Below are 24,439 nucleotides of genomic sequence, written 5' to 3' on the forward strand. Positions count from 1 at the left end.
CATGTATTAGGCACGCCGCCAGCGTTCATCCTGAGCCAGGATCAAACTCTCCGAAGAAATGTTTGACTTGCTCAATTTAAAAAATAAAAATTAACGTTGACGTTTACTATTTCGTTCAGTTTTCAAAGAACTCTTGTCTTAAAGCGACTCCTATATAATAACACTTTATAAGAATCGTTGTCAACACTTTTATATAACTTTTTTAAAACTACTAAAAAACTCATATATGTTTTGCTGACTTTTTATATATTACCAAAATCAAAAGCCTATGGCAAGGTTTTTTACATAAAAAAAGCCCCTGCTTTTTCAGGGGCTTTTTTTATTCTTCTGTTTCTTCAGCTTCAATTATTATATCTGTCTCTTCATGTTCATCTAATTCGTCTAAAACTTCGTCTTCATCTTCTGAAGTTTGTACTTTTGCAACCGTTGAAACAAACTCTTCGTCTCCTAAACGGATGACTTTGACACCTTGTGTGTTACGGCCCATTTGTGAAATATCTGAAACAGAAACACGGATAAGAACGCCGCTTACTGTGATAAGCATAATATCTTCTTCTTGAGATACGCATTTCAGTGCGACAACATCACCATTTTTATCAGTGATATTACATGTTCTTAAACCTTTACCGCCTCTTGTTTGTACACGATATTCTTCAATCGGCGTACGTTTTCCGTAACCATTTTTCGTAATGATCAAGACATCTGATTGTTCTTCGAGAATCTCCATACCGATTACTTCATCTTCTGAATCGAGAGTGATCCCTTTAACTCCAGTGGCTGTACGTCCCATTGAACGAACATCATTTTCATTAAAACGAATTAACATACCCTTCTTCGTTCCAATAACCATATCGCGCTTACCATCTGTCAATTTAACAGAAATCAATTCATCTTCTTCTCTTAAATTCAAGGCGATAAGTCCGCTATTTCGAATGTTCTCAAAAGAAGATAAAGGTGTACGCTTAGAAATTCCTTGTTTTGTAGTAAAGAATAGATACCAATCGTCTACAAATTCATCGACGCGAATGATGGCATTTACCCACTCACCCTTGTCTACTTCTAACAAGTTAATAATAGGTATCCCTTTAGCCGTTCTTCCGTACTCTGGAATTTCGTATCCTTTCGTACGGTAAACTTTTCCCTTATTTGTAAAGAAGAGAATCGTATCATGGGTAGAAGTTGTTAGAAGATGTTCAACAAAATCATCTTCGTTTGTATTCATTCCTTGAATACCTCTTCCGCCTCTTCGCTGACTCTTATACGTAGAAACAGGCAAGCGTTTAATATAGCCGTTGTGCGTTAAGCTAATAACAATATCTTGGCGAGGAATCAGATCCTCGTCTTCGATAATTTCAGCTCCTCCGCTTACGATTTCTGTTCGACGGCCGTCATTGAATCTTTCTTTTACTTCTATTAGTTCTTCTCTAATAATTTCTAATACTTTTTCTTCATCTGCTAAAATAGCTTTTAATTCAGCAATTAGCGCTAATAAAGATTGATATTCTGCTTCAATCTTCTCTCGCTCTAATCCTGTTAAACGCTGTAGGCGCATATCCAAAATAGCTTGCGCTTGTTTTTCAGATAACGAAAACTGCGTCATTAATCCTTCACGTGCAATATCTGTTGTTTGAGAACCTCTAATTAAAGCAATAACAGCATCTAAATTATCAAGAGCAATCTTTAAACCTTCTAAAATATGCGCACGTGCTTCTGCTTTTCGAAGTTCAAATTCAGTACGACGGCGAATAACCACTACCTGATGGTCTAAGTAGTACTGTAGACATTGCTTCAAGTTCAATACTTTTGGCTGTCCATCTACTAATGCAAGGGTATTAATACCAAAACTTGTTTGAAGAGATGTCTGCTTATATAAGTTGTTTAATAAAACATTCGCATTTGCATCACGTCTTACTTCAATAACAATACGCATACCCGAACGGTCAGACTCATCTCGTAAATCCGTAATTCCATCAATCTTTTTATCACGGGCTAGCTCGGCAATTTTTTCAATTAGCTTTGCTTTATTTACTTGGTATGGAAGTTCATGAACAAGAATAGTTTGTTTACCATTGCTTTGTTCTTCAATTTCTACTTTTGCGCGAACAATAATAGAACCTTTTCCAGTTTCATAAGCTTTACGAATTCCGCTGCGCCCAAGAATTTGTCCTGCAGTTGGGAAATCCGGGCCTGGAATAATCTCCATTAACTCTGCAATTGTGATATCAGGGTCTTGACTTACAGCTAAAACGCCGTCAATGACTTCCCCTAACTGATGCGGAGGAATATTTGTCGCCATACCTACCGCAATTCCGGCTGAACCGTTTACAAGTAAATTTGGAAATCTAGCAGGTAATACAATTGGTTCACGTTCAGAACCGTCATAGTTATCTTGGTAATCAATTGTATCTTTATTGATGTCACGTAACAGTTCCATCGAAACTTTTGACATTCTTGCTTCTGTATAACGCATAGCTGCTGCTGCATCTCCATCAACAGATCCAAAGTTTCCATGACCGTCAATTAGCATATAACGATAGCTAAAATCTTGTGCCATACGAACCATTGTTTCATATACAGCTGAGTCACCGTGTGGGTGATACTTACCAATTACTTCTCCTACGATACGAGCTGATTTTTTATATGGCTTATCCGATCCCATACCTAAATCATTCATTGCATATAAAATACGACGGTGCACAGGCTTAAGTCCGTCTCTTACATCTGGTAAAGCACGCGATACAATTACGCTCATTGCATAATCTAAAAAGGATGCGCGCATTTCTTGACTAATATTTACTTCTCTTATTTGAGAGTTTGGTTTATCTGACATCGATAAGAACCTCCTTCGCGAAGTTCAGTATAGTAATTCATATATATGTAAACGCAGGATAGACCCTATCTCTATCCTGACGTTTATATACCCTTTATAAAAAATATAAAGGGTATTACCGTTCATTTAAATATCAAGATTTTTTACGTACTGAGCATTTTCTTCAATGAAATTACGGCGTGGTTCTACTTTGTCGCCCATTAAAATTTCAAATGTCTCATCAGCTTCAATTGCATCTTGCAAGTTCACCTGAAGAAGGGTACGGAACTCTGGATCCATTGTTGTTTCCCATAATTGTTCAGGATTCATCTCTCCTAAACCTTTGTAACGCTGAAGGTTTGGTTTTGCGCCTTCAGGGAAAGAAGCTAATACCTCTTCTAATTGACGATCGTTGTACGCGTACTCCACTTTTTTACCCTGTGTAACTTTGTAAAGAGGCGGCTGGGCAATGTAAACATATCCGTGCTCAATAATCTGTCTCATATAGCGATAGAAGAACGTTAGAAGAAGCGTACGAATATGCGCACCGTCTACGTCTGCATCTGTCATAATCACAATTTTATGGTAGCGGGCTTTCGAAATATCAAAATCGTCACCAATACCCGTTCCTAGAGCGGTAATGATTGTACGAATTTCGTTATTAGATAAAATTTTATCTAAACGCGCTTTCTCTACGTTGATAATTTTACCACGTAAAGGCAAAATAGCTTGGAAATGACGGCTTCTTCCCTGCTTAGCTGAACCTCCTGCAGAGTCACCCTCTACTACATAAAGTTCGCTAATAGAAGGATCTTTTGATGAACAATCTGCTAATTTACCCGGTAAGTTTGAAATTTCAAGCGCGCTTTTACGGCGTGTAAGCTCACGAGCTTTTTTAGCCGCCATTCTTGCTCTTGCAGCCATTAAACCTTTTTCAATTACCTTTTTCGCCACAATAGGGTTCTCTAGCAAGTAAGTTTCTAAGTGTTCTGCAAACACAGAGTCAGTAATTGTTCTTGCTTCACTATTTCCCAGCTTTGTTTTTGTTTGTCCTTCGAACTGCGGATCTGGGTGCTTAATAGAGATGATAGCTGTAATTCCTTCACGAACATCTTCACCCGTTAGATTGGCGTCACTGTCTTTAAATACGCTGTTTTTACGTGCATAGTCGTTAATTACACGCGTTAACGCTGTTTTAAATCCTGCTTCGTGCGTTCCACCTTCATATGTGTGAATGTTGTTTGCAAAAGAATATAAATTACTTGTATAGCTATCGTTATATTGAATAGCAATTTCTACAGAAATGTTGTCTCGATTACCTTCAATATAGATGGGCTCTTCGTGAATCACTTCTTTCGAACGGTTTAAGTGTTCAACGTAAGACTTAATTCCGCCTTCATAGTGATATTCACGTCTTTTATCTTCTTCACGTTTGTCTTCAATCGTAATTTTAATGCCGCGATTTAAGAAAGCTAACTCACGCAGACGATTAGCTAACGTGTCAAAATCGTATTCAAGCGTTTCTGTAAAAATTTCACTGTCTGGACGGAATTGAATAACAGTACCTGTTTTATCTGTTTCTCCAACTACTTTTAAGTCAGCAGCCGGTACACCTCGTTCATATTTTTGATAATGAACTTTACCGTCACGATGTACGTGCACTTCCAAAGAGGTAGAAAGTGCGTTAACAACTGAGGCACCTACACCGTGTAATCCACCAGATACTTTATAGCCGCCGCCGCCAAATTTACCTCCGGCATGAAGAACCGTTAAGATAACTTCAACGGCAGGTCTGCCCATTTTTTCTTGAATACCAACCGGAATTCCACGACCGTTATCTTTGACTGTAATACTATTATCCTTTTCGATAATAACATTAATTTCATCGCAATAGCCGGCCAGCGCTTCATCAATACTATTATCTACAATTTCCCATACAAGATGATGTAAACCCTTTGCGCTCGTCGATCCAATATACATCCCCGGACGTTTACGAACAGCTTCTAATCCTTCTAATACTTGTATCTGATCAGCTTCATATGCTTGTACTTCTTTTTGTTCCATCGTCAAATGTATCACCTACACTTTTTTTTAACAGCAAACTGCTGTATTTATCATTTTGTATTATGTTTTTCGAATATTATGTGGAAATAATACGGAGCCTTTAATGTATTTGCAATTTGTTTACTTATGCACAAAATTTTCATAATCGAGGGTACGAGTTGAAATATATAGACTTAAAACTATAATGATATCATATTTCAGTTAGATTGCCTTGCGAAAAGTTTTTAGACAGATCAATTGCTATTTGACCTTTTGAATTTGGCCAGCTTCTACGTGATATGTAGCGGCTTTTTCTAAGGTCTCGTGATGAATTCCTTCAATGCTCGTTGTCGTTACAAACGTCTGAACTTTTCCTTGAATGGTATTTAGCAAGTGTGATTGACGAAAATCATCTAATTCAGACAATACGTCGTCTAAAAGCAAGATTGGATATTCACCTACTTCTTGATGAATTAACTCAATTTCAGCAAGCTTTAACGATAAAGCAGTCGTCCGCTGTTGCCCTTGTGAACCAAATGTTTGAACGTCTTTCTCATTAACGTAGAAAAGAAGATCATCACGGTGTGGTCCTGCTAAGGTGACACCTCTATCAATTTCTCTACTTTTTATTTTATCAAACTTTTGATGATATGCTTCTAACATTTTCGACAAATCTGCATCTTCTGATACATCAATTGAATTCTTATACTCAATTTTTAATGTTTCTAAGTCTCGACTGATCCCTTTATGAATAGGCTCTGCCCACTGTTGGAGTAACCGTAAAAACTCAAAACGTTTTTTTAAGATTTTCGCCGCCATTTCACTTAACTGTAACGTAAGTACGTCTAAAAGTGAAAGATCCGTTTGTTTTTTTGTCTGCAGCTGCTTCAAATATTGATTTCTTTGCTGCAAAATCTTTTGATACCTGCTTAAATCATGCATGTAAACAGGCGAAACTTGACCAATCTCCATATCGATAAATTTGCGCCTTACTTGCGGACTCCCTTTAACTAAGTTCAAATCCTCCGGAGCAAACATGACAGTGTTAATTGACCCTATATATTGACTGAGTTTTTTCTGCTCAATGTGATTATATTTTGCTTTTTTCCCTTTTGTTGAGATGACTAAATCCAGTGTAACAGGCCCTCTATGCTTTTCTACAATGCCAGATAGCTTTGCATACTCACAGTCCCATTTAATTAATTCTTTATCGTTGGATGTACGATGAGATTTAGCCATAGATAATACGAAGATCGATTCCATCACGTTTGTTTTACCCTGTGCGTTTTCACCCAAAATGACGTTTACTTTATTTTCAAAAGGAATCGTTGTCTTCGTATAGTTTCGGTAATTTGTTAAAGTAATTTCTTTAATATACAAACGTTTCACCAACTTTAAGTAATGACAACAAATGATCCTGCAGCCGGTATATCCACTTCGTCATTTGCATATAATTTACGTCCGCGGCGCTCTTCTAGCTCCCCGTTTACATATACTTCGTGCTCACTTAAAAACCATTTTACCATTCCACCTGTTTGAATGACGTCTGCTAGTTTTAAAAACTGGCCAAGCGTAATGTATTCAGTTGAAATTTTAACTTCTGTTTTCATGCGACTCTCTCACTTTCTAATGATGTACCTCTATTTTACTAAATAATTCTCCTTGAGAAAAGAAAGCTACTAGTACGGCATGCTAGTAGCTTTCTGAGATTTAATATGTTCGCACTGGTAAAATCAGCTGCAGCATTGAATCATCCTCTAATGTTCGAATGACAAATGGACGCATCGCACCAGTGAAGTTAATTTTGATATCTGTTCCTTCGAGCGCTTTTAATGCGTCTAACATATATTTTGCGCTAAAAGAAATTTTTAATTCTTCTCCTGAGATAGACTGACTTTGTACCTCTTCAATTACTTTTCCGATTTCAGGAGAGTTAGAAGAAATTTCAACAATTCCCTCATCCAGCGTAGATAGTTTTACTACGTTGTTTCTTCCTTCACGAGCTAATAAAGAAGCGCGGTCAATCGATTGCAAGAATTCTTTTACGTTCAATATAACATCCGTTTTACTATCAGCTGGGATTAATCTTGAAGTATCAGGATAATTTCCGTCCAACAATCTTGAGAAAAATAGTAAATGTTTTGTTTTAAATAATACTTGATTTTCCGTGATAACAATGTCTACTAATTCATGAGAATCATCAAGGATCTTACTGAATTCACTTAAACTTTTACCTGGAATAACCACATTATACGTTGCTTCATTTCCAGTTTCAATGGTCGCTTTTCGCAAAGCTAGGCGGTGGCTGTCAGTGGCAATGCACGTTAATTCTTTGCCATCGACTTTCCAGTTTACACCTGTCAAGATAGGTCGTGTTTCTGAGGTGGACACCGCAAAGACAGTTTGTCGAATCATGTTTTTTAATAAGTCTGTCGGTAATCTAAACATATTGTTTTCTTCGATCTGTGGCAAATGAGGATACTCTTCTGCATCTAAACCGTTTAAGTTAAATTCAGCTTTTCCTGAACGAATGATTGTTAAGAAGTGACTTTGGACGTCTAATTCTACAATGTCTTTAGGAAGCTTTTTGACGATTTCACTAAAGAAACGAGCTGGGAGAACAACGCTGCCTGGTTTTTGGATATCAACAATCTCTTTTCCTTCTTCTTCGTTTGGAATAAACGATTCAATCGAGATATCAGAATCACTTCCTGTTAAGGTAACACCTTCTTCAGTCGCTACAATTTTAATCCCCGTTAAAATTGGAATGGTTGTTCTAGAAGATACAGCTTTCATAACGTCTTGAACGCTTTGAACTAGATAGTCTTTCTGTATGATAAATTTCATAATAATTAATCCTCCTTAAAAGTAGGTTTAAAAGCTTATTATTTATTATATTTTAAGATAGTAGTAGTAATAGGGGCTGTGGAAATGTGGATAACCCCTAAAAACGTGAGAACACAGCCTATCCACATGTGGACAGACTGTGTACAATCCTAACTCACTTATACACAAAATACAAGTAAAAAAAGCCTATATTTTTAGTGATTCACTTATTTCTTTAATTTGTTTTTGTAGGTCAGTATCTGTTTGAACAAGTTTTGAAATTTTTTCATGAGCATGGATGACAGTAGTATGGTCTCGCCCGCCAAACTCTTCTCCAATTTTAGGCAGCGAAAAATCTGTTAGTTCGCGAGAAAGGTACATGGCAATTTGTCTAGGAAACGCTACTGACTTTGTACGTTTCTTCGCTTTAAAATCATCTAATTTTATATTAAATTCTTGTCCAACAATCTGTTGGATGTCTTGAATCGTAATAACCCTAGGTTTTGAACTAGGAATGATATCTTTTAATGCTTCTGCTGCTAAATCAGCGTTTATATCTTTATTAATTAGTGAAGAATAAGCTACTACACGAATAAGTGCGCCTTCTAATTCTCTGATATTTGAATCAATCTGATTGGCGATATAAAGCATAACTTCATTTGGAATAACTAAGCCGTCCGCTTTTGCTTTTTTACGCAAAATAGCAATTCGTGTTTCCAAATCTGGTGGTGTGATATCTGTAATAAGGCCCCATTCAAAGCGAGAGCGAAGTCGATCTTCAAGTGTAGGAATTTCTTTCGGCGGTCGATCACTTGAGATGACAATCTGCTTGCTTTCTTCGTGAAGCGTATTAAACGTATGGAAAAATTCTTCTTGTGTCTGCTCTTTACCTGCTAAGAATTGAATATCATCAATCAGTAAAACATCTACATTACGGTATTTGTTGCGGAATTCTACTGCTTTATTGTCACGAATAGAGTTAATAAACTCATTTGTGAATTTTTCAGATGATAAGTACACGACTTTCGCGGCAGGATTATGATCTAACACATAGTGGCCTATGGCGTGCATTAAGTGTGTTTTACCTAATCCTACTCCCCCGTAAATAAAAAGCGGATTATACGCTTTAGCCGGCGCTTCTGCTACTGCTAAAGAAGCTGCATGCGCAAACCGATTTCCAGATCCGATAACAAATGTATCAAAGGTATACTTCGAATTTAGCATGCTTTGAGGAAATTCTGCTCCTTCGTCTTTATTGACTTTCTTTTTAGGAGTTTGAATATCGAATTCTTCCTCGGCCTGGTTAGGAGGAATAATAAATTTTACATCTAACTCTTCCCCCGTAAGATCATAAAGCGTTTCAGCAATTAAATTAGAATACCTAGATTCTAACCAGTCCCGTGCAAAATCATTAGGCGCAGTAATAATGAGCGTGTCTCCTTGTAAAGCATGAGCTTTTGTCGATTTGAGCCACGTTTCAAAACTAGGTTTGCTTAATTTTTTTTCAATTTGATCTAAAGCTCTATTCCATAAATCATGAATGTTTTCCAACGAGCAATCCCTCCTTTTTCTAGCTTTTATGCGCTTTGTACAACTCTTGTACAACCTGTACAAAACCTTATGCATAAAAAATTTATATTTATACAATTGCTATTATGTGGGTAAATATATATTATAGAAGAAAGCCGACTATTCGACAGATTCCACATGGTGTGGATAACTTTATACAGTGATAGTGGAAATGATGTCCACAAGTTGTCCACAGTTTGTGGATAAAAACCAACTGTGGAAAAGTAATTAAGAGTGAAAACAAAAATATAATATCAAAGAATTCGGCATGATGCAATGAATTTTCGAAACTTATCCACAATCACTACACCTTGTGGAGAAAAGTTTTCCACAACACAAGATAGTGTGCATGAGTTGTCGATAAGAAATGGAAAAGTAGAAAAATGTCGAAAAAACTTATCCACAAAGGTTTAAGAGAAGAATTTGAATAAAAAAGAGGCTTTTTATAACATTTATTGTTGTAGTTTTGTTCAGTAACGATGCGATCACAGCTGGTAGAGAAAGAAAAAGAGATGAAAAGGAAAAATTTTTTCTTTAATAAATCAATGAATTTTATTGATTAGGTATAGACAATTGGGTTATAAAGATATTAGAATGAAGAAGATTGAGTAAAACAGATAATGAAACCAAGAGATTGAAAATTTTATTTTTTAAATAACATTGACATCTTCTTAGTCTTTTCATTATAATTGCAAGGACTGTCTTTTTCAGTTATTCCTCGAGGAGGTGTTTATAGATGAAAAGAACTTACCAACCAAACAAACGTAAGCACAGTAAAGTACACGGTTTCCGCGCTCGTATGAGCTCAGCGAATGGACGTAAAGTTTTAGCTCGTCGTCGTCGTAAAGGAAGAAAAGTATTATCAGCATAATAGACCACTGACGCCAGTGGTCTTTTTTCGCTTTATAAGACTAAAATCACCTCTGTTCCTGTAGGGACTACATAAAAGCATGACCTGAAAAAGGGCAGGAGTTGTTAAAAATGAAAAAAAGATATCGTATAAAAAAGAATGATGAATTTCAAACAGTTTTTAAAAAGGGCAAGTCCGTAGCGAATCGCCAATTTGTCTTGTATGTTCTAGACAAACCGGATCAAGAACATTTCCGCGTAGGATTCTCCGTGGGCAAAAAGATTGGAAATGCCGTGACTCGTAATCGAGTTAAGCGCCTTGCTAAACAAATTATGTTTGAATTCACACCGTATTTGAAGCAAGACAAAGATTATATTGTAATTGCAAGGCAGCCTGCTGCAACAATGAGCTATGAAGAAATTAAAAGCAGCTTGCAGCATGTCTTTAAGCGTGGCAAATTACTTACACATAGACAAAACGATTAATAAACAATAGAAGAAAAGCCTTTAATAGCTGTTGTTTTTCTACTGCATCCTTATATAATGGATTTTGACGCACTTTCAGAATTGAAAGGTGAACATGTAGAAGGAGGAAAAACAGGTGAAGAAGAAGTTGTTTTTAGGGATAACGCTTATCTTTCTATTAACTGTTTTAGCGGGTTGTACGGAAATTAACCAACCTATTACAGATGATAGTAAAGGTTTTTGGAATGAGTATGTTGTGTATCCGCTGTCATTAGTCATTACGTATCTGGCGGAGGTATTTAAAAGCTATGGAGTTGCGATCATCGTTGTCACAATCCTGATTCGCTTACTTATTCTACCGCTTATGATTAAACAGATGAGAAACACGAAAGCAATGCAGACACTTCAGCCCGAAATGCAGAAGTTAAAGGAGAAGTACAGTTCAAAAGATGCCCAGACGCAGCAGCAATTGCAGAAAGAAACGATGGCATTATTCCAAACTTACGGAGTAAATCCTTTAGCTGGGTGCTTCCCAATTCTAATTCAAATGCCCATTCTTATTGGGATTTTCCACGCGATTACACGAACGTCAGAAATCGCAAACAACAGCTTTTTATGGTTTGATTTAGGTACGCGTGACCCGCTATTTATCTTACCAATTGTCGCAGGAATCACAACGTTTATTCAGCAAAAGATGATGATGGCCGGAAATGCAAATCAAAATCCTCAAATGGCTATGATGCTTTGGGTTATGCCGATTATGATTGTGGTTTTTGCAATCAATTTTCCAGCCGCCTTATCTCTTTATTGGGTAGTGGGAAATCTATTTATGATTATTCAAACCTACTTCATTAAAGGGCCAGACTTAAAACAAGCGAATATTGAAGGGGTTAAAAAATGAACGAAATCACAATTACGGCCCAGACGATTGAAGCTGCTGTTCAAGAAGCATTAGATGCTTTAGAAGTAGAGCGAAATCAAGCAAATGTAGAAATAATTGAACCAGGCAAAAAAGGATTTTTAGGAATCTTTAAGGGAAAACCTGCAGTTGTAAAAGTTACAAAAATAGTTGACCCTGTAGAGGAAGCGGTTCATTTTATTACAAATGTTAGCCGTAAAATGGGGATTTCGATTCATACGAACGTCAAAAAAACCTCGAGAAACTGCATAATTGAGATTAGTAGTGATTCTGCGGGAATGTTGATTGGAAAACATGGACAAACCCTTAATGCGCTCCAGCTTCTCACACAACTGGTAGCTAATCGATACAGTCAGCAATTTTTAAATGTTGTATTAAACCCAGAAGGCTACCGAGAAAAACGAAAAGAAATGGTCGAAAAACTGGCATTAAAAATAGCAAATCAGGCGATTAAAACGAATCGATCTGTTCAACTAGAACCAATGCCTTCGCATGAAAGAAAAATGATTCACCAAGTGTTAGCTAAAAATTCTTTAGTTGAGACACACTCTGTCGGAAAAGAACCAAAAAGAAGTATTTTGGTTCAGCCCGTCGGAAAAAAGCACTAGCAAAATGCGCTAGTGCTTTTTTATGTTTACTTTTATCAAGCTAGCGTTCAAAAAATCAAGTTACATACGTTGTTATTCACATGTGGATAAGTTAAAATAGTACATACTGCCTGTTTTTCTTACTGTGTATAACAGAAGAACGTTAGAGATGTTCCAAATCGGTGAATTGTGGTATTCTATTTATTTGGTTCATACAAATTACGGGCCTTAAAATAGATGTTTTTGTTCGTGGAAAATTGTTAACGATGATAGTATATAACATCGTTTAAAATAAAAGGTTTATAAAATGAAATGAGGTGAAGTTGGTGCTAGATTTTGATACAATTGCGGCCATTTCTACACCAATGGGAGAAGGAGCTATTGCCATCGTCCGCCTGAGTGGTGAAGAAGCCATTACGATTGCAGATCGTATCTTTAAAAGCGTTTCGAACAAACGATTAACAGACGTAGCTTCTCATACTATTCACTACGGTCATATCGTAGATCCCAAGACAGAGCAAGTCGTCGAAGAAGTGATGCTTTCCATTATGAAAGGTCCCAAGACATTTACTAGAGAAGACATTATTGAAATTAACTGTCACGGAGGAATTGTATCCGTTAATCGTGTGCTGCAGTTAGTTATTGCAAATGGTGCCCGTTTAGCTGAGCCGGGTGAGTTTACAAAACGAGCGTTTTTAAATGGTCGAGTAGACTTGTCACAAGCAGAAGCTGTCATGGATTTAATTCGTGCCAAAACAGATAAAGCGATGAATATGGCGATTGGCCAAATGGAAGGGCGTTTGTCCAAGCTAGTACGTCATTTACGGCAGGAAATTCTCGAAACACTTGCCCATGTAGAAGTAAACATTGACTACCCAGAATATGACGATGTAGAGGAAATGACTCACCAAGTATTGATCGAAAAAGCTTCAAATGTACGCCAAGAAATTGATAAGCTTCTTCAAACCTCTCATCAAGGAAAAATTTTAAGAGAAGGATTGGCTACGGTTATTATTGGACGTCCTAATGTAGGGAAATCTTCTCTTTTAAATAGTTTAGTGCAAGATGCAAAGGCCATTGTCACAGACATTCCTGGAACGACGCGAGATGTAATCGAAGAGTACGTCAATGTGCGAGGAGTTCCTCTGCGATTAGTTGATACAGCTGGAATTCGTGAAACAGAAGATATTGTAGAACGAATTGGTGTGGAACGCTCCCGTCAGTACTTGAAAGAAGCAGATTTAATTTTGCTTGTGTTGAATTTTAATGAAGAACTAACGGACGAAGATAAAAAGCTATTTGAAGCTGTAAAAGGCATGGACGTTATCGTGATTGTGAATAAAACAGATCTTGAGCAAAAAATTAATCTAGAGGAAGTGCAGAAATTTGCTGGTGATCATCCAGTAGTTACGACTTCGCTTCTTCAAGAACAAGGAGTAGATCAGCTTGAAGAAGCAATCGCAGCTCTTTTCTTTGGAGGAACAATTGAATCTCAAGATTTAACATATTTATCTAATACGAGACATATTGCGCTTTTAACGCAAGCAAGAGGAGCTATCGATGAGGCCATCACAGGCATTGAAAGTGGTGTTCCAATCGATATCGTCCAAATTGATTTAACAAGAACGTGGGAACTATTAGGTGAAATTATTGGTGATGCTGTTCACGAAAGCTTAATTGATCAGTTATTCTCTCAATTCTGTTTAGGAAAATAGATTATTAAAGGAGGCTACTATTATGCAATATGAAGGTGGACAATATGATGTTATTGTCATTGGAGCAGGTCATGCAGGTTGTGAAGCGGCACTTGCTTCTGCGCGTATGGGTGCTAAAACGTTAACGTTGACCATCAACTTAGACATGGTGGCGTTTATGCCCTGCAACCCTTCTGTAGGGGGTCCTGCAAAAGGTATTGTCGTACGTGAAATTGATGCTCTTGGCGGAGAAATGGGTAGAAATATCGATAAAACTCATATTCAAATGAGAATGTTAAACACAGGAAAAGGTCCAGCTGTTCGAGCACTTAGAGCTCAAGCGGATAAATTTGCTTATCAGCATGAAATGAAAAAAACGTTAGAAAATGAAGAAAATCTAACGCTTATGCAAGGTATGGTAGAACAATTAATCGTAGAAGACGGTGTATGTACGGGCGTTGTCACTCAAACGGGAGCTGTGTATAAAGCTAAAACAGTTGTTATTACGACAGGGACATTCTTACGCGGGGAAATTATTTTAGGTGAACTAAAATATTCAAGCGGTCCTAATAATCAACAACCGGCTATTAAGCTTTCTGAACACTTAGAGGAGTTAGGACTGGACATGGTCCGTTTTAAAACAGGAACTCCACCTCGTGTTAATAGCTCAACTATTGATTACAGCAAAACAGAGATTCAGCCTGGGGATGATGTGCCTCGTGCTTTCTCATACGAAACAACACAGTACATTACAGATCAACTGCCTTGCTGGTTAACATATACAAGTGAACAAACTCATCAAATTATTGATGACAACCTTCACTTATCTCCTATGTATTCTGGGATGATCAAAGGTACTGGACCACGCTACTGTCCATCTATTGAAGATAAGGTTGTGCGCTTTAATGATAAACCGCGCCACCAAATTTTCTTAGAGCCAGAAGGACGAAATACGCAAGAAGTATATGTTCAAGGACTATCAACAAGTCTTCCTGAGCACGTACAGCGTCAAATGCTTGCGACAATTCCGGGTCTTGAAAAAGTCCAAATGATGCGTGCGGGCTATGCTATTGAATATGATGCAATTGTTCCGACTCAGTTATGGCCAACGCTTGAAACGAAGAAAATTAAAAATCTTTATACGGCTGGACAAATTAACGGAACATCTGGTTATGAAGAAGCTGCAGGCCAAGGTCTTCTTGCTGGAATTAACGCGGGAAGAAGAGCCCTGGAACAAGAAGAAGTCATCTTAGGACGTTCTGATGCTTACATCGGTGTATTGGTGGATGATTTAGTAACAAAAGGAACAAATGAACCGTATCGTCTGTTAACGTCTCGTGCAGAATATCGTTTATTGCTTCGTCATGATAACGCTGATTTACGCCTTACTGAAATTGGTCGTGAACTAGGATTAATCAGCGATGAGCGCTATGCTAAATTTGAACAGAAGAAAGCGGAAATCGAGCAAGAGAAGAAACGTCTTTTCTCCTTTATTATTAAGCCGAACGAAGCTGTTCAACAACTGATTAAAGAAGCTGGCGGCAGCGAATTAAAAGATGGCATTCGTGCGACAGATTTACTTCGCCGTCCTGAAATGACATATACTCATATTCATCAATTAGCACCAGCTGATGAGACGGTAGATCCTGAAGTAGCTGAACAAGTAGAAATTCAGGTGAAATACGAAGGATATATTCAGAAATCACTTCAGCAAGTTGAACGCTTGAAGAAGTTAGAAAACAAAAAGATTCCTGATTATATTGATTATGATGCAATTAACGGTTTAGCTACAGAAGCACGTCAAAAATTAAACCAAGTGCGGCCACTAACGGTAGCGCAAGCTTCACGTATTTCTGGAGTCAACCCAGCTGATATTTCAATCTTGCTTGTTTATATTGAACAAGGGCGCATCGCTAAAGTATCAAATGATTAAAACTCTTAGGCGCGAAGAAAGGGAAACTCAATGAATATTCAACAGTTTCAACAGCTATTAGAAGAAAAGGGAATTTCTCTTTCTTCTAAACAGCTGAATCAATTTGAAAAGTATTATCAAGTTTTAGTGGAATGGAACGAAAAAATGAATTTAACTGCTATCACTGATCACGGTGAAGTGTATGAAAAGCATTTTTACGATTCTATTTCAGCTGCTTTTTTTCAAGACTTTACAGAAATTGAATCCATGTGTGATGTAGGTGCAGGAGCAGGATTTCCAAGTATTCCGATCAAAATTTGCTTTCCGCATTTGCATGTAACAATCGTTGATTCGTTACAAAAGCGTATTACGTTTTTAACGCATCTTGTAAATGAGCTTGAACTAGACAATGTCACACTATGTCATGATCGAGCTGAAACATTTGGTAAAAAAGAAACGATTCGCGAGTCATTCGATCTTGTAACGGCAAGAGCCGTCGCACGTATCTCGGTTCTTAATGAATTTTGCTTACCGCTTGTTAAAGAACAAGGACGCTTTTTAGCAATGAAAGGTGCTTCTGCCCCAGAGGAATTGAAAAATGGAGAAAAATCATTCCAAGTATTAGGCGGAAAAGTGAAGTCGATTGAACATTTCCAATTGCCTTTGGAGCAAAGTGAACGTTACATTATTTTAATAGACAAAATCAAGAAAACGCCTAAAAAATATCCTAGAAAACCTGGTACCCCAGTTAAGCTTCCACTAGAGTAGGCATTAAATAGATAGAGAAGAGAATGTTTCATATGAAACATTTTCTTCTCTATATTTTCTGTTTAGAAAGCAGGATATGGTTAAAAAACATCGAATTAGTTTAAGGCGGGATTTTCCTGAAGGTGGTGTGGGACTATGAAATCTGCTTTTTCACGTTTTTTTAATTTAAAGGAAAAAGATGAGGATATTCATGTAGAGATTGAAACTGTCCAAGATGAAAATGTCGAAAAAGTTTTAAGAGATGAAGTAAAACAAATTAGGGTTTCAAGTATTATTCCAAATCGTTACCAGCCGCGTACTGTGTTTAATGAAGCAAAAATTGAAGAGCTAGCTCTGACTATTCATACACACGGTATCATTCAACCTATTGTGGTTCGACCGACTGAGGGCGAAGAATACGAATTAATTGCTGGAGAACGCCGTTGGAGAGCTGTACAAAGCTTAGGATGGGATACGGTTCCTGCAATTGTGAAACATTTTAACGATACAGAAACGGCCTCTGTGGCTTTAATAGAAAACTTACAACGTGAAGAGCTAACGGCTGTCGAAGAAGCACTAGCCTACGCAAAGTTAATTGAGTTACATAATCTTACCCAAGAGGCATTAGCTCAACGTTTAGGAAAAGGCCAATCCACAATTGCAAACAAGCTTCGTTTGTTAAAGCTTCCTGTTGAAATACAAGAAGCAATCAAACAAAAATTGATTACAGAGCGACATGCAAGAGCGCTCATTCCCCTCAAAAATCAAGAAAAACAACTTCAAGTATTAGCTGAAATTATTGAAAAACAATTAAATGTAAAACAAACGGAAGATCGAGTAGTTAAATTGTTAGAAACGCAGGTTAAAAAGCCAAAAGCAAAAAGAAAAGCGTTTAGTAAAGATACGCGCATCGCAATGAATACAATTCGTCAATCCTTGACAATGGTTAGTGACAGCGGTATTTCATTAAACACGGAAGAAGAAGAGTTTGATGAGTATTTTCAGTTTACTATTAAGATTCCGAAAAAATAAAGAAATAGCCCTCATCTTTTTTTGATGAGGCTTTTTTATCAAAGTTTTTCGTCAGAAAATTCAATGAGCAATTAAACTGTCTGGACAAATGGGATGGAAATGAAAGTAGGTGACAACATGGGGAAAATTGTGGCAGTTGCGAATCAAAAAGGCGGAGTTGGAAAAACAACAACCGCTGTTAATTTAGGAGCTTGTTTAGCTGAACAAGGAAAAAAGGTTCTACTTGTAGACGGAGATCCCCAGGGTAACGCTACGAGTGGAGTTGGCATAGATAAAGCAGATGTAGATGAATGTATTTATAATGTAATCGTGGAAGATATGGAAGCTAAGAACGTTGTTCGTTCAACAGCCGTCGGAAATTTATCAATCATTCCCGCGACCATTCAATTAGCTGGTGCAGAAATTGAATTAGTGTCCACCATTTCACGTGAAGTTCGACTTAAGAGAGCTTTAGAAACGGTGAAAGATCACTTTGATTATGTTATTATTGATTGTCCCCCTTCTCTTGGTTTACTGACATTAAATGCGTTAACGGCAGCTGATTCTGTTTTAATACCTGTACAGTGTGAATATTATGCGCTTGAAGGGTTAAGTCAACTGCTAAATACCGTTAGATTAGTCCAAAAACATTTGAATAATCAACTGCGTATCGAAGGTGTGTTACTGACTATGCTTGATGCACGCACAAATTTAGGACTTCAGGTAACAGCAGAAGTGAAGAAGTACTTTCAGGATCGCGTTTATCAAACGATTATTCCTCGAAATGTTCGTTTGAGCGAAGCACCTAGTCATGGTGAACCAATTATCTTATATGATGCAAGATCTAGAGGGGCCGCAGTTTATACGGAACTTGCAAAGGAAGTGATTTATAATGGCGAAAGGATTAGGGAAAGGAATTAATGCCTTATTTTCAGGCTTAGATGCACAGGCTGATGATTCAATTCAGGAAGTTGCTATTCACGAACTCAGACCCAACCCCTATCAACCACGTAAAACGTTTAATAAAGAAGCAATTAATGAGTTAAAGCAATCCATTTTACATCATGGCATCTTACAGCCTATTGTAGCTCGCAAAAGCATTAAAGGCTATGAAATCTTAGCGGGTGAAAGACGATTTAGAGCTGCTAAAGAAGCCGACCTTGCTACTGTTCCTGTCATTATAAAAGACTTTTCAGAAAAGCAAATGATGGAACTAGCTTTGTTAGAAAATTTACAGCGTGAAGATTTGACGCCAATTGAAGAAGCAACCGCTTATCAATTGCTTATGGATAAGCTCGATATGACACAGGAGCAACTTGCTACACGACTGGGAAAAAGCCGACCTCATATTGCTAACTATGTTCGCCTCTTGCAGTTGCCTGAGGAAATTCAAACCCTCATTTCTACTAATGAATTGTCTATGGGCCACGGCCGTACGCTAGTCGGTTTGAAAAATAAAGCTCTTCTACCTAAAGTCGTTGAAAAAATACGCAAGGAACAATTGAATGTTAGACAGCTAGAGGCTTATATTGCCCACTTAAATAAAGCCGTTCCACGTGAAACATCAAAAACTAAAAAAGATAAAGATTTATTTATAAAACAAAGTGAAACACAGCTTCGTGAGCGTTTTGGTACCTCTGTTCATATTACACAAAGCAAGAAAAAAGGAAAAATTGAAATCGAATTTTTCTCTAAAGAAGATTTAAACCGTCTTCTTGAATTATTTAACGATCTTTCTCAGACTAACAAATCTTCTGTATAAAAAAGGTTGTCCTAGTTTTAGGACAACCTTTTTTATTGTTTATAATGTCTTACAGGTTGGTAAACCGAAGAATTATTAAACTCTTTCTCTCGTTCGTTGTGCGCAGTCTCAATACTTTTCGCGATTAAATCGGCAATGCACATAACGAGGTGAAGCCTCGTATTTTGCAAGACGAAAAACTCCATAAATCCGCTCACGTTGACAACCCCTGTTATATGAATATCCCCGACTGGCGGCAATTCTTTATTAACTCCTGCTCCTGGTTTAACGGGTCCTATTCCAAGTGATGCAGAGCCTACGCTTTTCATACGACCTAAACAAGCATCAATTCCAATAATAAAAGGATTCGGGAAAAGTTTTTGAATATGTTTTAACGTTTCTTTCAAATTAACAGCATGAACAGGCTCTTCTAACGTTCCAAAAATGTGAAAAGACGAAACCTTCTTTTCATTCAATTTCGTTCCGACTAATGGACCCAATGAGTCCCCAGTTGAACGGTCCGTTCCAATACATACAAAAACAATTGGTCTGTCTTTCTGTGCTGGAAGTAAAGATAGTAACTGTGTACTCAGCTTCTTTGTAGCAGATTCTTCATCATGAAATACACGGGTTGAATGTTGTGTCTTCTCAAAGAAGGGAGATTTTAAATTCATAGGGTCCACTCCTTATACATAATAGTAACAGTATACGAAGATTTTGAAGATTCTATACATATATTTCATGGATTGGGGGAAAATCGATGTGGAGAGCAGGATGTAAATGGATATTCTTAATTATGGGAACCATGATAGGCGCTGGGTATGCTTCAGGGAGAGAGCTATGGCAGTTTTTTGGCGAAGAAAGCGGACTTGCTATTTTTCTATTTTCTATTATTTTTGCGATTTCTTGCAATGTGATTATGCAAATCAGCTATCGCTACCGAACCAATCAATTTTATCCAGTACTAATTGAATTAATAGGAAAGAGATGGGCTGCAGCCTACGATGTTTTAATCGTTTTTTATTTGTTTACGACGACGGTGATTATGATCGCGGGCGGCGGGGCGACATTGGAAATGTGGCATGTTCCTTACTGGTGGGGAATTGGCGCTCTTAGTGCGTTTATCGTCTTTGTTTTTTCAAGAGGATTAAATGGGCTTCTTTCTATCAATTCTTTCGTTATGCCAATTTTAATGATTGGACTAGCTGGCGTACTTCTTACATTTGTTTTACGTCATCCTGGAGTAACTGATTGGCATCTTCAGCATAATTGGCCTGCTGCTTTTACCTTTACGGCTTTAAATATTCTTCCTCTTGTCGCGGTATTATCTACAATTGGAAAGGAAATTAAAAGCAAAAAAGAGATTTATATTGCAAGTGTTGGCAGTGGTTTTTTATTAGGGGGGCTCTCCTTTATTTATAATGAATCGCTTATTCAAGTTTCAGGCCTTCTTTCTTCTTATGAAATTCCATTATTCGCTATTCTGAAAGACTTTCCTTATACGATGCTGTTTTTGATGAGCATTGTTTTGCTCATTGCAATTTATACAACAGCCGTATCGGGAATCTTAGGACTGACCGCGCGTTTTCATACTGAAAGAGTGCAATCTCTTTGGAAATTGGCAGCCTGCTGGCTACTTTTAATGATTCCCTTTACAAAGTTAGGCTTTTCTACTTTGATTGCCGTTTTGTATCCAATGTATGGAATCGTCAATTTATTTTTAGTAACAGCTGTTCTATTGTATCCATTTCGAAATCGCTACAAAAGTTCGTAGAAACTTGCTACAATAGATTAAAACTTTCTCGTATGTAGAGTATGTTACGATAGGAGCTACATGTAGTATGAATTCGTTGACGTCAGTTTTTAAGAACGTATTTGAGCCATTTTTTCAAGAAGAAACGTGGGCACATATTGGAGAAGGCTTCATAAAAATTCTGTTGATTCTGCTTATTTCCATGTTTTTAATTCGAATTGGAAAGCAAGCGTTAAATAAATTTGTAGAGGTTCGCACAAATAGCCCTCTGCGTATTTCTGAGCGACGAGAAGCTACGATGGTCCGTTTGCTTCAGAATGTTTTTTCTTATGCTATTTATTTCGTTGCGGGAGTTATGATTTTAGAAACATTATCGGTAGATGTTCGAGGATTGCTAGCGGGGGCTGGAATCGTAGGGCTCGCGGTAGGGTTTGGTGCTCAAAACTTAGTGAAAGACATCATTACGGGATTTTTTATTATCTTTGAAGATCAGTTCTCCGTTGGGGATTATGTTCGAGTAGGAACATTTGAGGGAACTGTAGAAGAAATCGGTCTGCGAACAACAAAGATTAAGAGTTGGACAGGCGAGATTAATATCTTGCCCAATGGCAGTATTGTGGAGGTCACTAATTTTTCGTTACATAACAGCGTAGCTTTTGTTGATGTAAGCATTTCTTATGAAGAAAACATACAAAAAGCAGAAAAAGTGATTTTAGAGCTGCTAGAAGAATTACCAAGCCGCTATGAAGATATGGTTAAAACGCCTGAATTGCTGGGGGTTCAAAATATCCATGCAACTGAAGTCACAATGAGGATTACAAGCGAAGTAAAACCAATGAGACATTTCCATATTTCTCGTATGATTCGTAAAGAAGTGCGTACAAGGCTAAATGAACATGGCATTGAAGTTCCATTTCCTCGTATGGTTATGTATAATCGTACAGAAGAAGCACAGCATTCGTCGACGTTGAAAGGGAAATAAGGAGGAGAGAGTTGATGACGGAAAAAGAATTTGGTTTAAATGACGTTGTGGAAATGAAAAAACCTCATCCTTGCGGTACAAATGAATGGAAAATCATTCGAATGGGAATGGATATCCGCATTAAATGTGAAGGCTGCGGCCATAGCGTAATGATTCCAAGACGTGATTTTGCACGTAAAATGAAAAAAATTCTTGTAAAGCATGAGGAATAACCTCATGCATTTTCTATGTTTATGCCTTATACTGTAAGGTGGGACAAAATGAAGCATCTTAAAGCGGTGTTACTAAAGGTTCTTTATTAAACTTGTATTTCAAAAGTTGACTCACTATAATTGTGACAGGTTAACTTGTTTCGGATATATAAAGAGGAGTGAATAAATATATGGCTTTAACAGCTGGAATTGTTGGTCTTCCGAACGTTGGGAAATCAACATTATTTAATGCAATTACACAAGCGGGCGCAGAATCTGCGAACTATCCTTTCTGTACGATTGATCCTAACGTAGGTATTGTAGAAGTACCTGATCATCGTCTTCAAAAACTTACAGAGCTTGTAAAACCTAAAAAAACAATTCCAACAGCATTTGAATTCACAGATATCGCTGGAATCGTAAAGGGTGCTAGTAAAGGTGAAGGACTGGGAAATAAATTCTTATCTCATATTCGAGAAGTAGATGCGATTTGTCACGTTGTGCGTTGTTTTGAAGATGAAAACATCACGCACGTTTCAGGAAAAGTAGATCCTATTTCAGATATTGAAACAATTAATTTAGAGTTGATTTTAGCAGATTTAGAAACGGTAGAGAAGCGTATTGGCCGTGTTCAAAAGATGGCTAAACAAAAAGATAAAGAAGCAATGTATGAATACGAAATTTTAGAGAAACTAAAGAATGCATTTGAAAGTGATCAGCCAGCTCGTGCTGTATCATTTACAGAAGAGCAAATGAAACTAGTAAAACAATTTCATTTGCTAACGATCAAACCTATTCTTTATGTAGCAAACGTTTCTGAAGATGAAGTAGCGGATGCATCTGCTAACGAATATGTAGCAAAAGTGCGCGAGTATGCGGCAAGTGAAGGTGCAGAAGTGATTGTTGTTTGTGCACGCATTGAATCTGAAATTGCTGAGCTTGAAGGAGAAGAAAAAGCAATGTTCCTTGAAGAACTAGGCATCGAACAGTCAGGTCTAGATCAGCTTGTACGTGCAGCGTACGACTTACTTGGATTAGCTACGTACTTTACAGCTGGTGAGCAAGAAGTACGCGCATGGACGTTTACACAAGGTATGAAAGCTCCTGAGTGTGCAGGTATTATTCATACAGATTTTGAACGCGGATTTATTCGCGCAGAAACGGTGTCATATGAGGATTTATTAGCTGCCAAAACAATGGGAGCAGCTCGTGAAGCTGGAAAAGTACGTTTAGAAGGAAAAGAATACATCGTAAAAGACGGAGACGTTATGCATTTCCGCTTTAACGTATAAGATTAAAAGCCGAAAGGAGATATCTTCTTTCGGCTTTTGTCGTTGGCTAAAATATTAGCATATATTTACGAAACAGCCCGCAATGCGTATTGCTTTGCCTATGGTAGTATGCTATAATTTTAATTCGTGAGTAATATTTTATTGCTCCTTGCCCATTTCGGGCCGTTAGACCAAAAGGAGGTGACAGTGATGAGAAAGTATGAAGTAATGTACATCATCCGTCCAAGCATTGATGACGAAGCAAAGAAAGCATTAGTTGAGCGCTTTAACGGCGTATTAACTGATAATGGTGCTGAAATCGCAAATGTTAAAGAATGGGGTAAACGTCGTTTAGCATACGAAATCAATGATTTCCGTGACGGTTACTACATGATTCTTGACGTGGCGGCTACTTCAGAAGCAGTTTCTGAATTTGATCGTCTTGCGAAAATCAACGAAGACATTATCCGTCATATCGTTGTTAAACAAGAAGCATAATTAAACGTTTAAATAAATTGGGTTTTATTTCCTTAAGGAGTGGTTCTGATGATGAATCGCGTAATTCTCGTAGGACGCTTAACCAAAGATCCTGAATTACGTTATACCCCGAGTGGAGCAGCGGTTGCAACATTCACTTTAGCGGTAAACCGCACATTTACAAATCAGCAAGGTGAACGTGAAGCTGACTTCATCAACTGTGTTGTATGGCGTCGTCAGGCTGAAAATGCAGCCAATTTCCTTAAAAAAGGAAGTTTAGCTGGTGTTGATGGTCGACTACAATCTCGCAGTTACGAAGGACAAGACGGTCGTCGCGTATACGTAACGGAAGTTGTAGCGGAAAGTGTGCAATTTTTAGAGCCGAAAAGTGGCGGTGGGGATACGCAACGCAGTAACTTTGCTAACACTGGAGGATCTGGACAAGGCTCTCCATTTGGAGATAATCAGAACCGTAACTCAGGTAATCAAGGTTATACTCGCGTTGATGATGATCCATTTGCAAATAATGGCGAGACAATTGACATTTCAGATGACGATTTACCGTTTTAATTCGCAGTAGATTATCCGGAGTA

The 24,439-nt window shown here is 37.6% G+C and carries 23 protein-coding genes; 16 read left to right on the forward strand and 7 right to left on the reverse strand.

The window, feature by feature from the left end; translation table 11 throughout:
* Positions 1 to 319 precede the first annotated feature (319 nt).
* The 6 genes from gyrA to dnaA form a co-directional block, all read right to left on the reverse strand.
* On the reverse strand, positions 320 to 2,830 hold the full coding sequence (gene gyrA / locus ACFX4R_RS18170) for a DNA gyrase subunit A (protein ID WP_025752396.1): 2,511 nt from the start codon (positions 2,828 to 2,830) through the stop codon (positions 320 to 322).
* 126 nt (positions 2,831 to 2,956) lie between these two features.
* The gene (gyrB, locus tag ACFX4R_RS18175; protein WP_025752397.1) at positions 2,957 to 4,873 is read right to left on the reverse strand and encodes a DNA topoisomerase (ATP-hydrolyzing) subunit B; all 1,917 of its coding nucleotides are present in this window, start codon (positions 4,871 to 4,873) and stop codon (positions 2,957 to 2,959) included.
* Positions 4,874 to 5,113: 240 nt separating this feature from the next.
* Entirely contained in the window at positions 5,114 to 6,232 is a 1,119-nt protein-coding gene (recF, locus tag ACFX4R_RS18180; protein ID WP_043977615.1) for a DNA replication/repair protein RecF, read from the reverse strand.
* 14 nt (positions 6,233 to 6,246) lie between these two features.
* On the reverse strand, positions 6,247 to 6,462 hold the full coding sequence (gene yaaA, locus ACFX4R_RS18185; RefSeq protein ID WP_013054822.1) for a S4 domain-containing protein YaaA: 216 nt from the start codon (positions 6,460 to 6,462) through the stop codon (positions 6,247 to 6,249).
* A gap of 100 nt (positions 6,463 to 6,562) precedes the next feature.
* Entirely contained in the window at positions 6,563 to 7,699 is a 1,137-nt protein-coding gene (dnaN, locus tag ACFX4R_RS18190; protein ID WP_013054821.1) for a DNA polymerase III subunit beta, read from the reverse strand.
* A 186-nt stretch (positions 7,700 to 7,885) separates the two neighbouring features.
* A complete protein-coding gene (gene dnaA / locus ACFX4R_RS18195; protein ID WP_028411911.1) occupies positions 7,886 to 9,229 on the reverse strand; it encodes a chromosomal replication initiator protein DnaA in 1,344 nt (447 codons plus the stop codon).
* Positions 9,230 to 9,983: 754 nt separating this feature from the next.
* Between dnaA and rpmH the strand changes: the two genes are divergently transcribed.
* The 10 genes from rpmH (at position 9,984) to ACFX4R_RS18245 (ending at position 19,193) form a co-directional block, all read left to right on the forward strand.
* Positions 9,984 to 10,118, forward strand: a complete 135-nt coding sequence (gene rpmH / locus ACFX4R_RS18200; RefSeq protein WP_013059930.1) for a 50S ribosomal protein L34 — start codon at positions 9,984 to 9,986, stop codon at positions 10,116 to 10,118.
* A 110-nt stretch (positions 10,119 to 10,228) separates the two neighbouring features.
* Positions 10,229 to 10,582, forward strand: a complete 354-nt coding sequence (rnpA, locus tag ACFX4R_RS18205) for a ribonuclease P protein component (protein WP_013059929.1) — start codon at positions 10,229 to 10,231, stop codon at positions 10,580 to 10,582.
* Positions 10,583 to 10,697: 115 nt separating this feature from the next.
* On the forward strand, positions 10,698 to 11,462 hold the full coding sequence (gene spoIIIJ / locus ACFX4R_RS18210) for a YidC family membrane integrase SpoIIIJ (protein WP_165575680.1): 765 nt from the start codon (positions 10,698 to 10,700) through the stop codon (positions 11,460 to 11,462).
* On the forward strand, positions 11,459 to 12,088 hold the full coding sequence (gene jag / locus ACFX4R_RS18215) for an RNA-binding cell elongation regulator Jag/EloR (RefSeq protein WP_043977608.1): 630 nt from the start codon (positions 11,459 to 11,461) through the stop codon (positions 12,086 to 12,088). The genes spoIIIJ and jag overlap by 4 nt, the downstream gene beginning before the upstream one ends.
* 305 nt (positions 12,089 to 12,393) lie before the next feature.
* On the forward strand, positions 12,394 to 13,782 hold the full coding sequence (mnmE, locus tag ACFX4R_RS18220) for a tRNA uridine-5-carboxymethylaminomethyl(34) synthesis GTPase MnmE (RefSeq protein WP_080781575.1): 1,389 nt from the start codon (positions 12,394 to 12,396) through the stop codon (positions 13,780 to 13,782).
* A gap of 22 nt (positions 13,783 to 13,804) precedes the next feature.
* Positions 13,805 to 15,694, forward strand: coding sequence for a tRNA uridine-5-carboxymethylaminomethyl(34) synthesis enzyme MnmG (gene mnmG / locus ACFX4R_RS18225; RefSeq protein WP_013059925.1), 1,890 nt, complete (start codon positions 13,805 to 13,807; stop codon positions 15,692 to 15,694).
* A 30-nt stretch (positions 15,695 to 15,724) separates the two neighbouring features.
* Positions 15,725 to 16,441 carry a 16S rRNA (guanine(527)-N(7))-methyltransferase RsmG gene (rsmG, locus tag ACFX4R_RS18230; RefSeq protein WP_013085565.1) on the forward strand — a complete coding sequence of 239 codons (717 nt, stop codon included), beginning with the start codon at positions 15,725 to 15,727 and terminating at the stop codon, positions 16,439 to 16,441.
* 135 nt (positions 16,442 to 16,576) lie between these two features.
* A complete protein-coding gene (noc, locus tag ACFX4R_RS18235; protein WP_013059923.1) occupies positions 16,577 to 17,452 on the forward strand; it encodes a nucleoid occlusion protein in 876 nt (291 codons plus the stop codon).
* Between the two features lie 117 nt (positions 17,453 to 17,569).
* On the forward strand, positions 17,570 to 18,352 hold the full coding sequence (locus ACFX4R_RS18240) for a ParA family protein (RefSeq protein ID WP_013085563.1): 783 nt from the start codon (positions 17,570 to 17,572) through the stop codon (positions 18,350 to 18,352).
* A complete protein-coding gene (locus tag ACFX4R_RS18245; RefSeq protein WP_013059921.1) occupies positions 18,324 to 19,193 on the forward strand; it encodes a ParB/RepB/Spo0J family partition protein in 870 nt (289 codons plus the stop codon). Before ACFX4R_RS18240 ends, ACFX4R_RS18245 begins: the two co-directional genes overlap by 29 nt.
* Positions 19,194 to 19,225: 32 nt before the next feature.
* Here ACFX4R_RS18245 and yyaC read toward each other — a convergent pair whose 3' ends face one another.
* Positions 19,226 to 19,846, reverse strand: a complete 621-nt coding sequence (yyaC, locus tag ACFX4R_RS18250) for a spore protease YyaC (RefSeq protein WP_013059920.1) — start codon at positions 19,844 to 19,846, stop codon at positions 19,226 to 19,228.
* An 86-nt stretch (positions 19,847 to 19,932) separates the two neighbouring features.
* Here yyaC and ACFX4R_RS18255 point away from each other — a divergent pair, with 86 nt between their 5' ends.
* The 6 genes from ACFX4R_RS18255 to ssb all read left to right on the forward strand — a co-directional run bounded on the left by ACFX4R_RS18255 (position 19,933) and on the right by ssb (position 24,416).
* Positions 19,933 to 20,946 (forward strand): YkvI family membrane protein, encoded by a 1,014-nt coding sequence (locus tag ACFX4R_RS18255; protein ID WP_043977603.1) that lies wholly within the window; start codon positions 19,933 to 19,935, stop codon positions 20,944 to 20,946.
* A 67-nt stretch (positions 20,947 to 21,013) separates the two neighbouring features.
* On the forward strand, positions 21,014 to 21,907 hold the full coding sequence (locus ACFX4R_RS18260; RefSeq protein ID WP_013085559.1) for a mechanosensitive ion channel family protein: 894 nt from the start codon (positions 21,014 to 21,016) through the stop codon (positions 21,905 to 21,907).
* Positions 21,908 to 21,921: 14 nt separating this feature from the next.
* Positions 21,922 to 22,119, forward strand: coding sequence for a DUF951 domain-containing protein (locus ACFX4R_RS18265; RefSeq protein WP_013059917.1), 198 nt, complete (start codon positions 21,922 to 21,924; stop codon positions 22,117 to 22,119).
* Between the two features lie 170 nt (positions 22,120 to 22,289).
* A complete protein-coding gene (gene ychF, locus ACFX4R_RS18270; RefSeq protein ID WP_013059916.1) occupies positions 22,290 to 23,390 on the forward strand; it encodes a redox-regulated ATPase YchF in 1,101 nt (366 codons plus the stop codon).
* Between the two features lie 189 nt (positions 23,391 to 23,579).
* A complete protein-coding gene (gene rpsF / locus ACFX4R_RS18275; protein WP_013059915.1) occupies positions 23,580 to 23,867 on the forward strand; it encodes a 30S ribosomal protein S6 in 288 nt (95 codons plus the stop codon).
* A gap of 48 nt (positions 23,868 to 23,915) precedes the next feature.
* Positions 23,916 to 24,416, forward strand: coding sequence for a single-stranded DNA-binding protein (gene ssb, locus ACFX4R_RS18280; protein ID WP_013059914.1), 501 nt, complete (start codon positions 23,916 to 23,918; stop codon positions 24,414 to 24,416).
* Positions 24,417 to 24,439: the final 23 nt, after the last annotated feature.

It is taken from the genome of Priestia sp. YIM B13490, assembly GCF_042787735.1.
Taxonomy (GTDB): Bacteria; Bacillota; Bacilli; order Bacillales; family Bacillaceae_H; genus Priestia; species Priestia megaterium.

Coding starts and splice junctions, on each gene's coding strand:
- gyrA (WP_025752396.1), bottom strand. CDS start 2,830: ATGTCAGATAAACCAAACTCTCAAATAAGAGAAGTAAATATTAGTCAA.
- gyrB (WP_025752397.1), bottom strand. CDS start 4,873: ATGGAACAAAAAGAAGTACAAGCATATGAAGCTGATCAGATACAAGTA.
- yaaA (WP_013054822.1), bottom strand. CDS start 6,462: ATGAAAACAGAAGTTAAAATTTCAACTGAATACATTACGCTTGGCCAG.
- dnaN (WP_013054821.1), bottom strand. CDS start 7,699: ATGAAATTTATCATACAGAAAGACTATCTAGTTCAAAGCGTTCAAGAC.
- rpmH (WP_013059930.1), top strand. CDS start 9,984: ATGAAAAGAACTTACCAACCAAACAAACGTAAGCACAGTAAAGTACAC.
- rnpA (WP_013059929.1), top strand. CDS start 10,229: ATGAAAAAAAGATATCGTATAAAAAAGAATGATGAATTTCAAACAGTT.
- jag (WP_043977608.1), top strand. CDS start 11,459: ATGAACGAAATCACAATTACGGCCCAGACGATTGAAGCTGCTGTTCAA.
- mnmG (WP_013059925.1), top strand. CDS start 13,805: ATGCAATATGAAGGTGGACAATATGATGTTATTGTCATTGGAGCAGGT.
- rsmG (WP_013085565.1), top strand. CDS start 15,725: ATGAATATTCAACAGTTTCAACAGCTATTAGAAGAAAAGGGAATTTCT.
- noc (WP_013059923.1), top strand. CDS start 16,577: ATGAAATCTGCTTTTTCACGTTTTTTTAATTTAAAGGAAAAAGATGAG.
- ACFX4R_RS18240 (WP_013085563.1), top strand. CDS start 17,570: ATGGGGAAAATTGTGGCAGTTGCGAATCAAAAAGGCGGAGTTGGAAAA.
- ACFX4R_RS18245 (WP_013059921.1), top strand. CDS start 18,324: ATGGCGAAAGGATTAGGGAAAGGAATTAATGCCTTATTTTCAGGCTTA.
- yyaC (WP_013059920.1), bottom strand. CDS start 19,846: ATGAATTTAAAATCTCCCTTCTTTGAGAAGACACAACATTCAACCCGT.
- ACFX4R_RS18255 (WP_043977603.1), top strand. CDS start 19,933: ATGTGGAGAGCAGGATGTAAATGGATATTCTTAATTATGGGAACCATG.
- ACFX4R_RS18260 (WP_013085559.1), top strand. CDS start 21,014: ATGAATTCGTTGACGTCAGTTTTTAAGAACGTATTTGAGCCATTTTTT.
- ACFX4R_RS18265 (WP_013059917.1), top strand. CDS start 21,922: ATGACGGAAAAAGAATTTGGTTTAAATGACGTTGTGGAAATGAAAAAA.
- ychF (WP_013059916.1), top strand. CDS start 22,290: ATGGCTTTAACAGCTGGAATTGTTGGTCTTCCGAACGTTGGGAAATCA.
- rpsF (WP_013059915.1), top strand. CDS start 23,580: ATGAGAAAGTATGAAGTAATGTACATCATCCGTCCAAGCATTGATGAC.
- ssb (WP_013059914.1), top strand. CDS start 23,916: ATGATGAATCGCGTAATTCTCGTAGGACGCTTAACCAAAGATCCTGAA.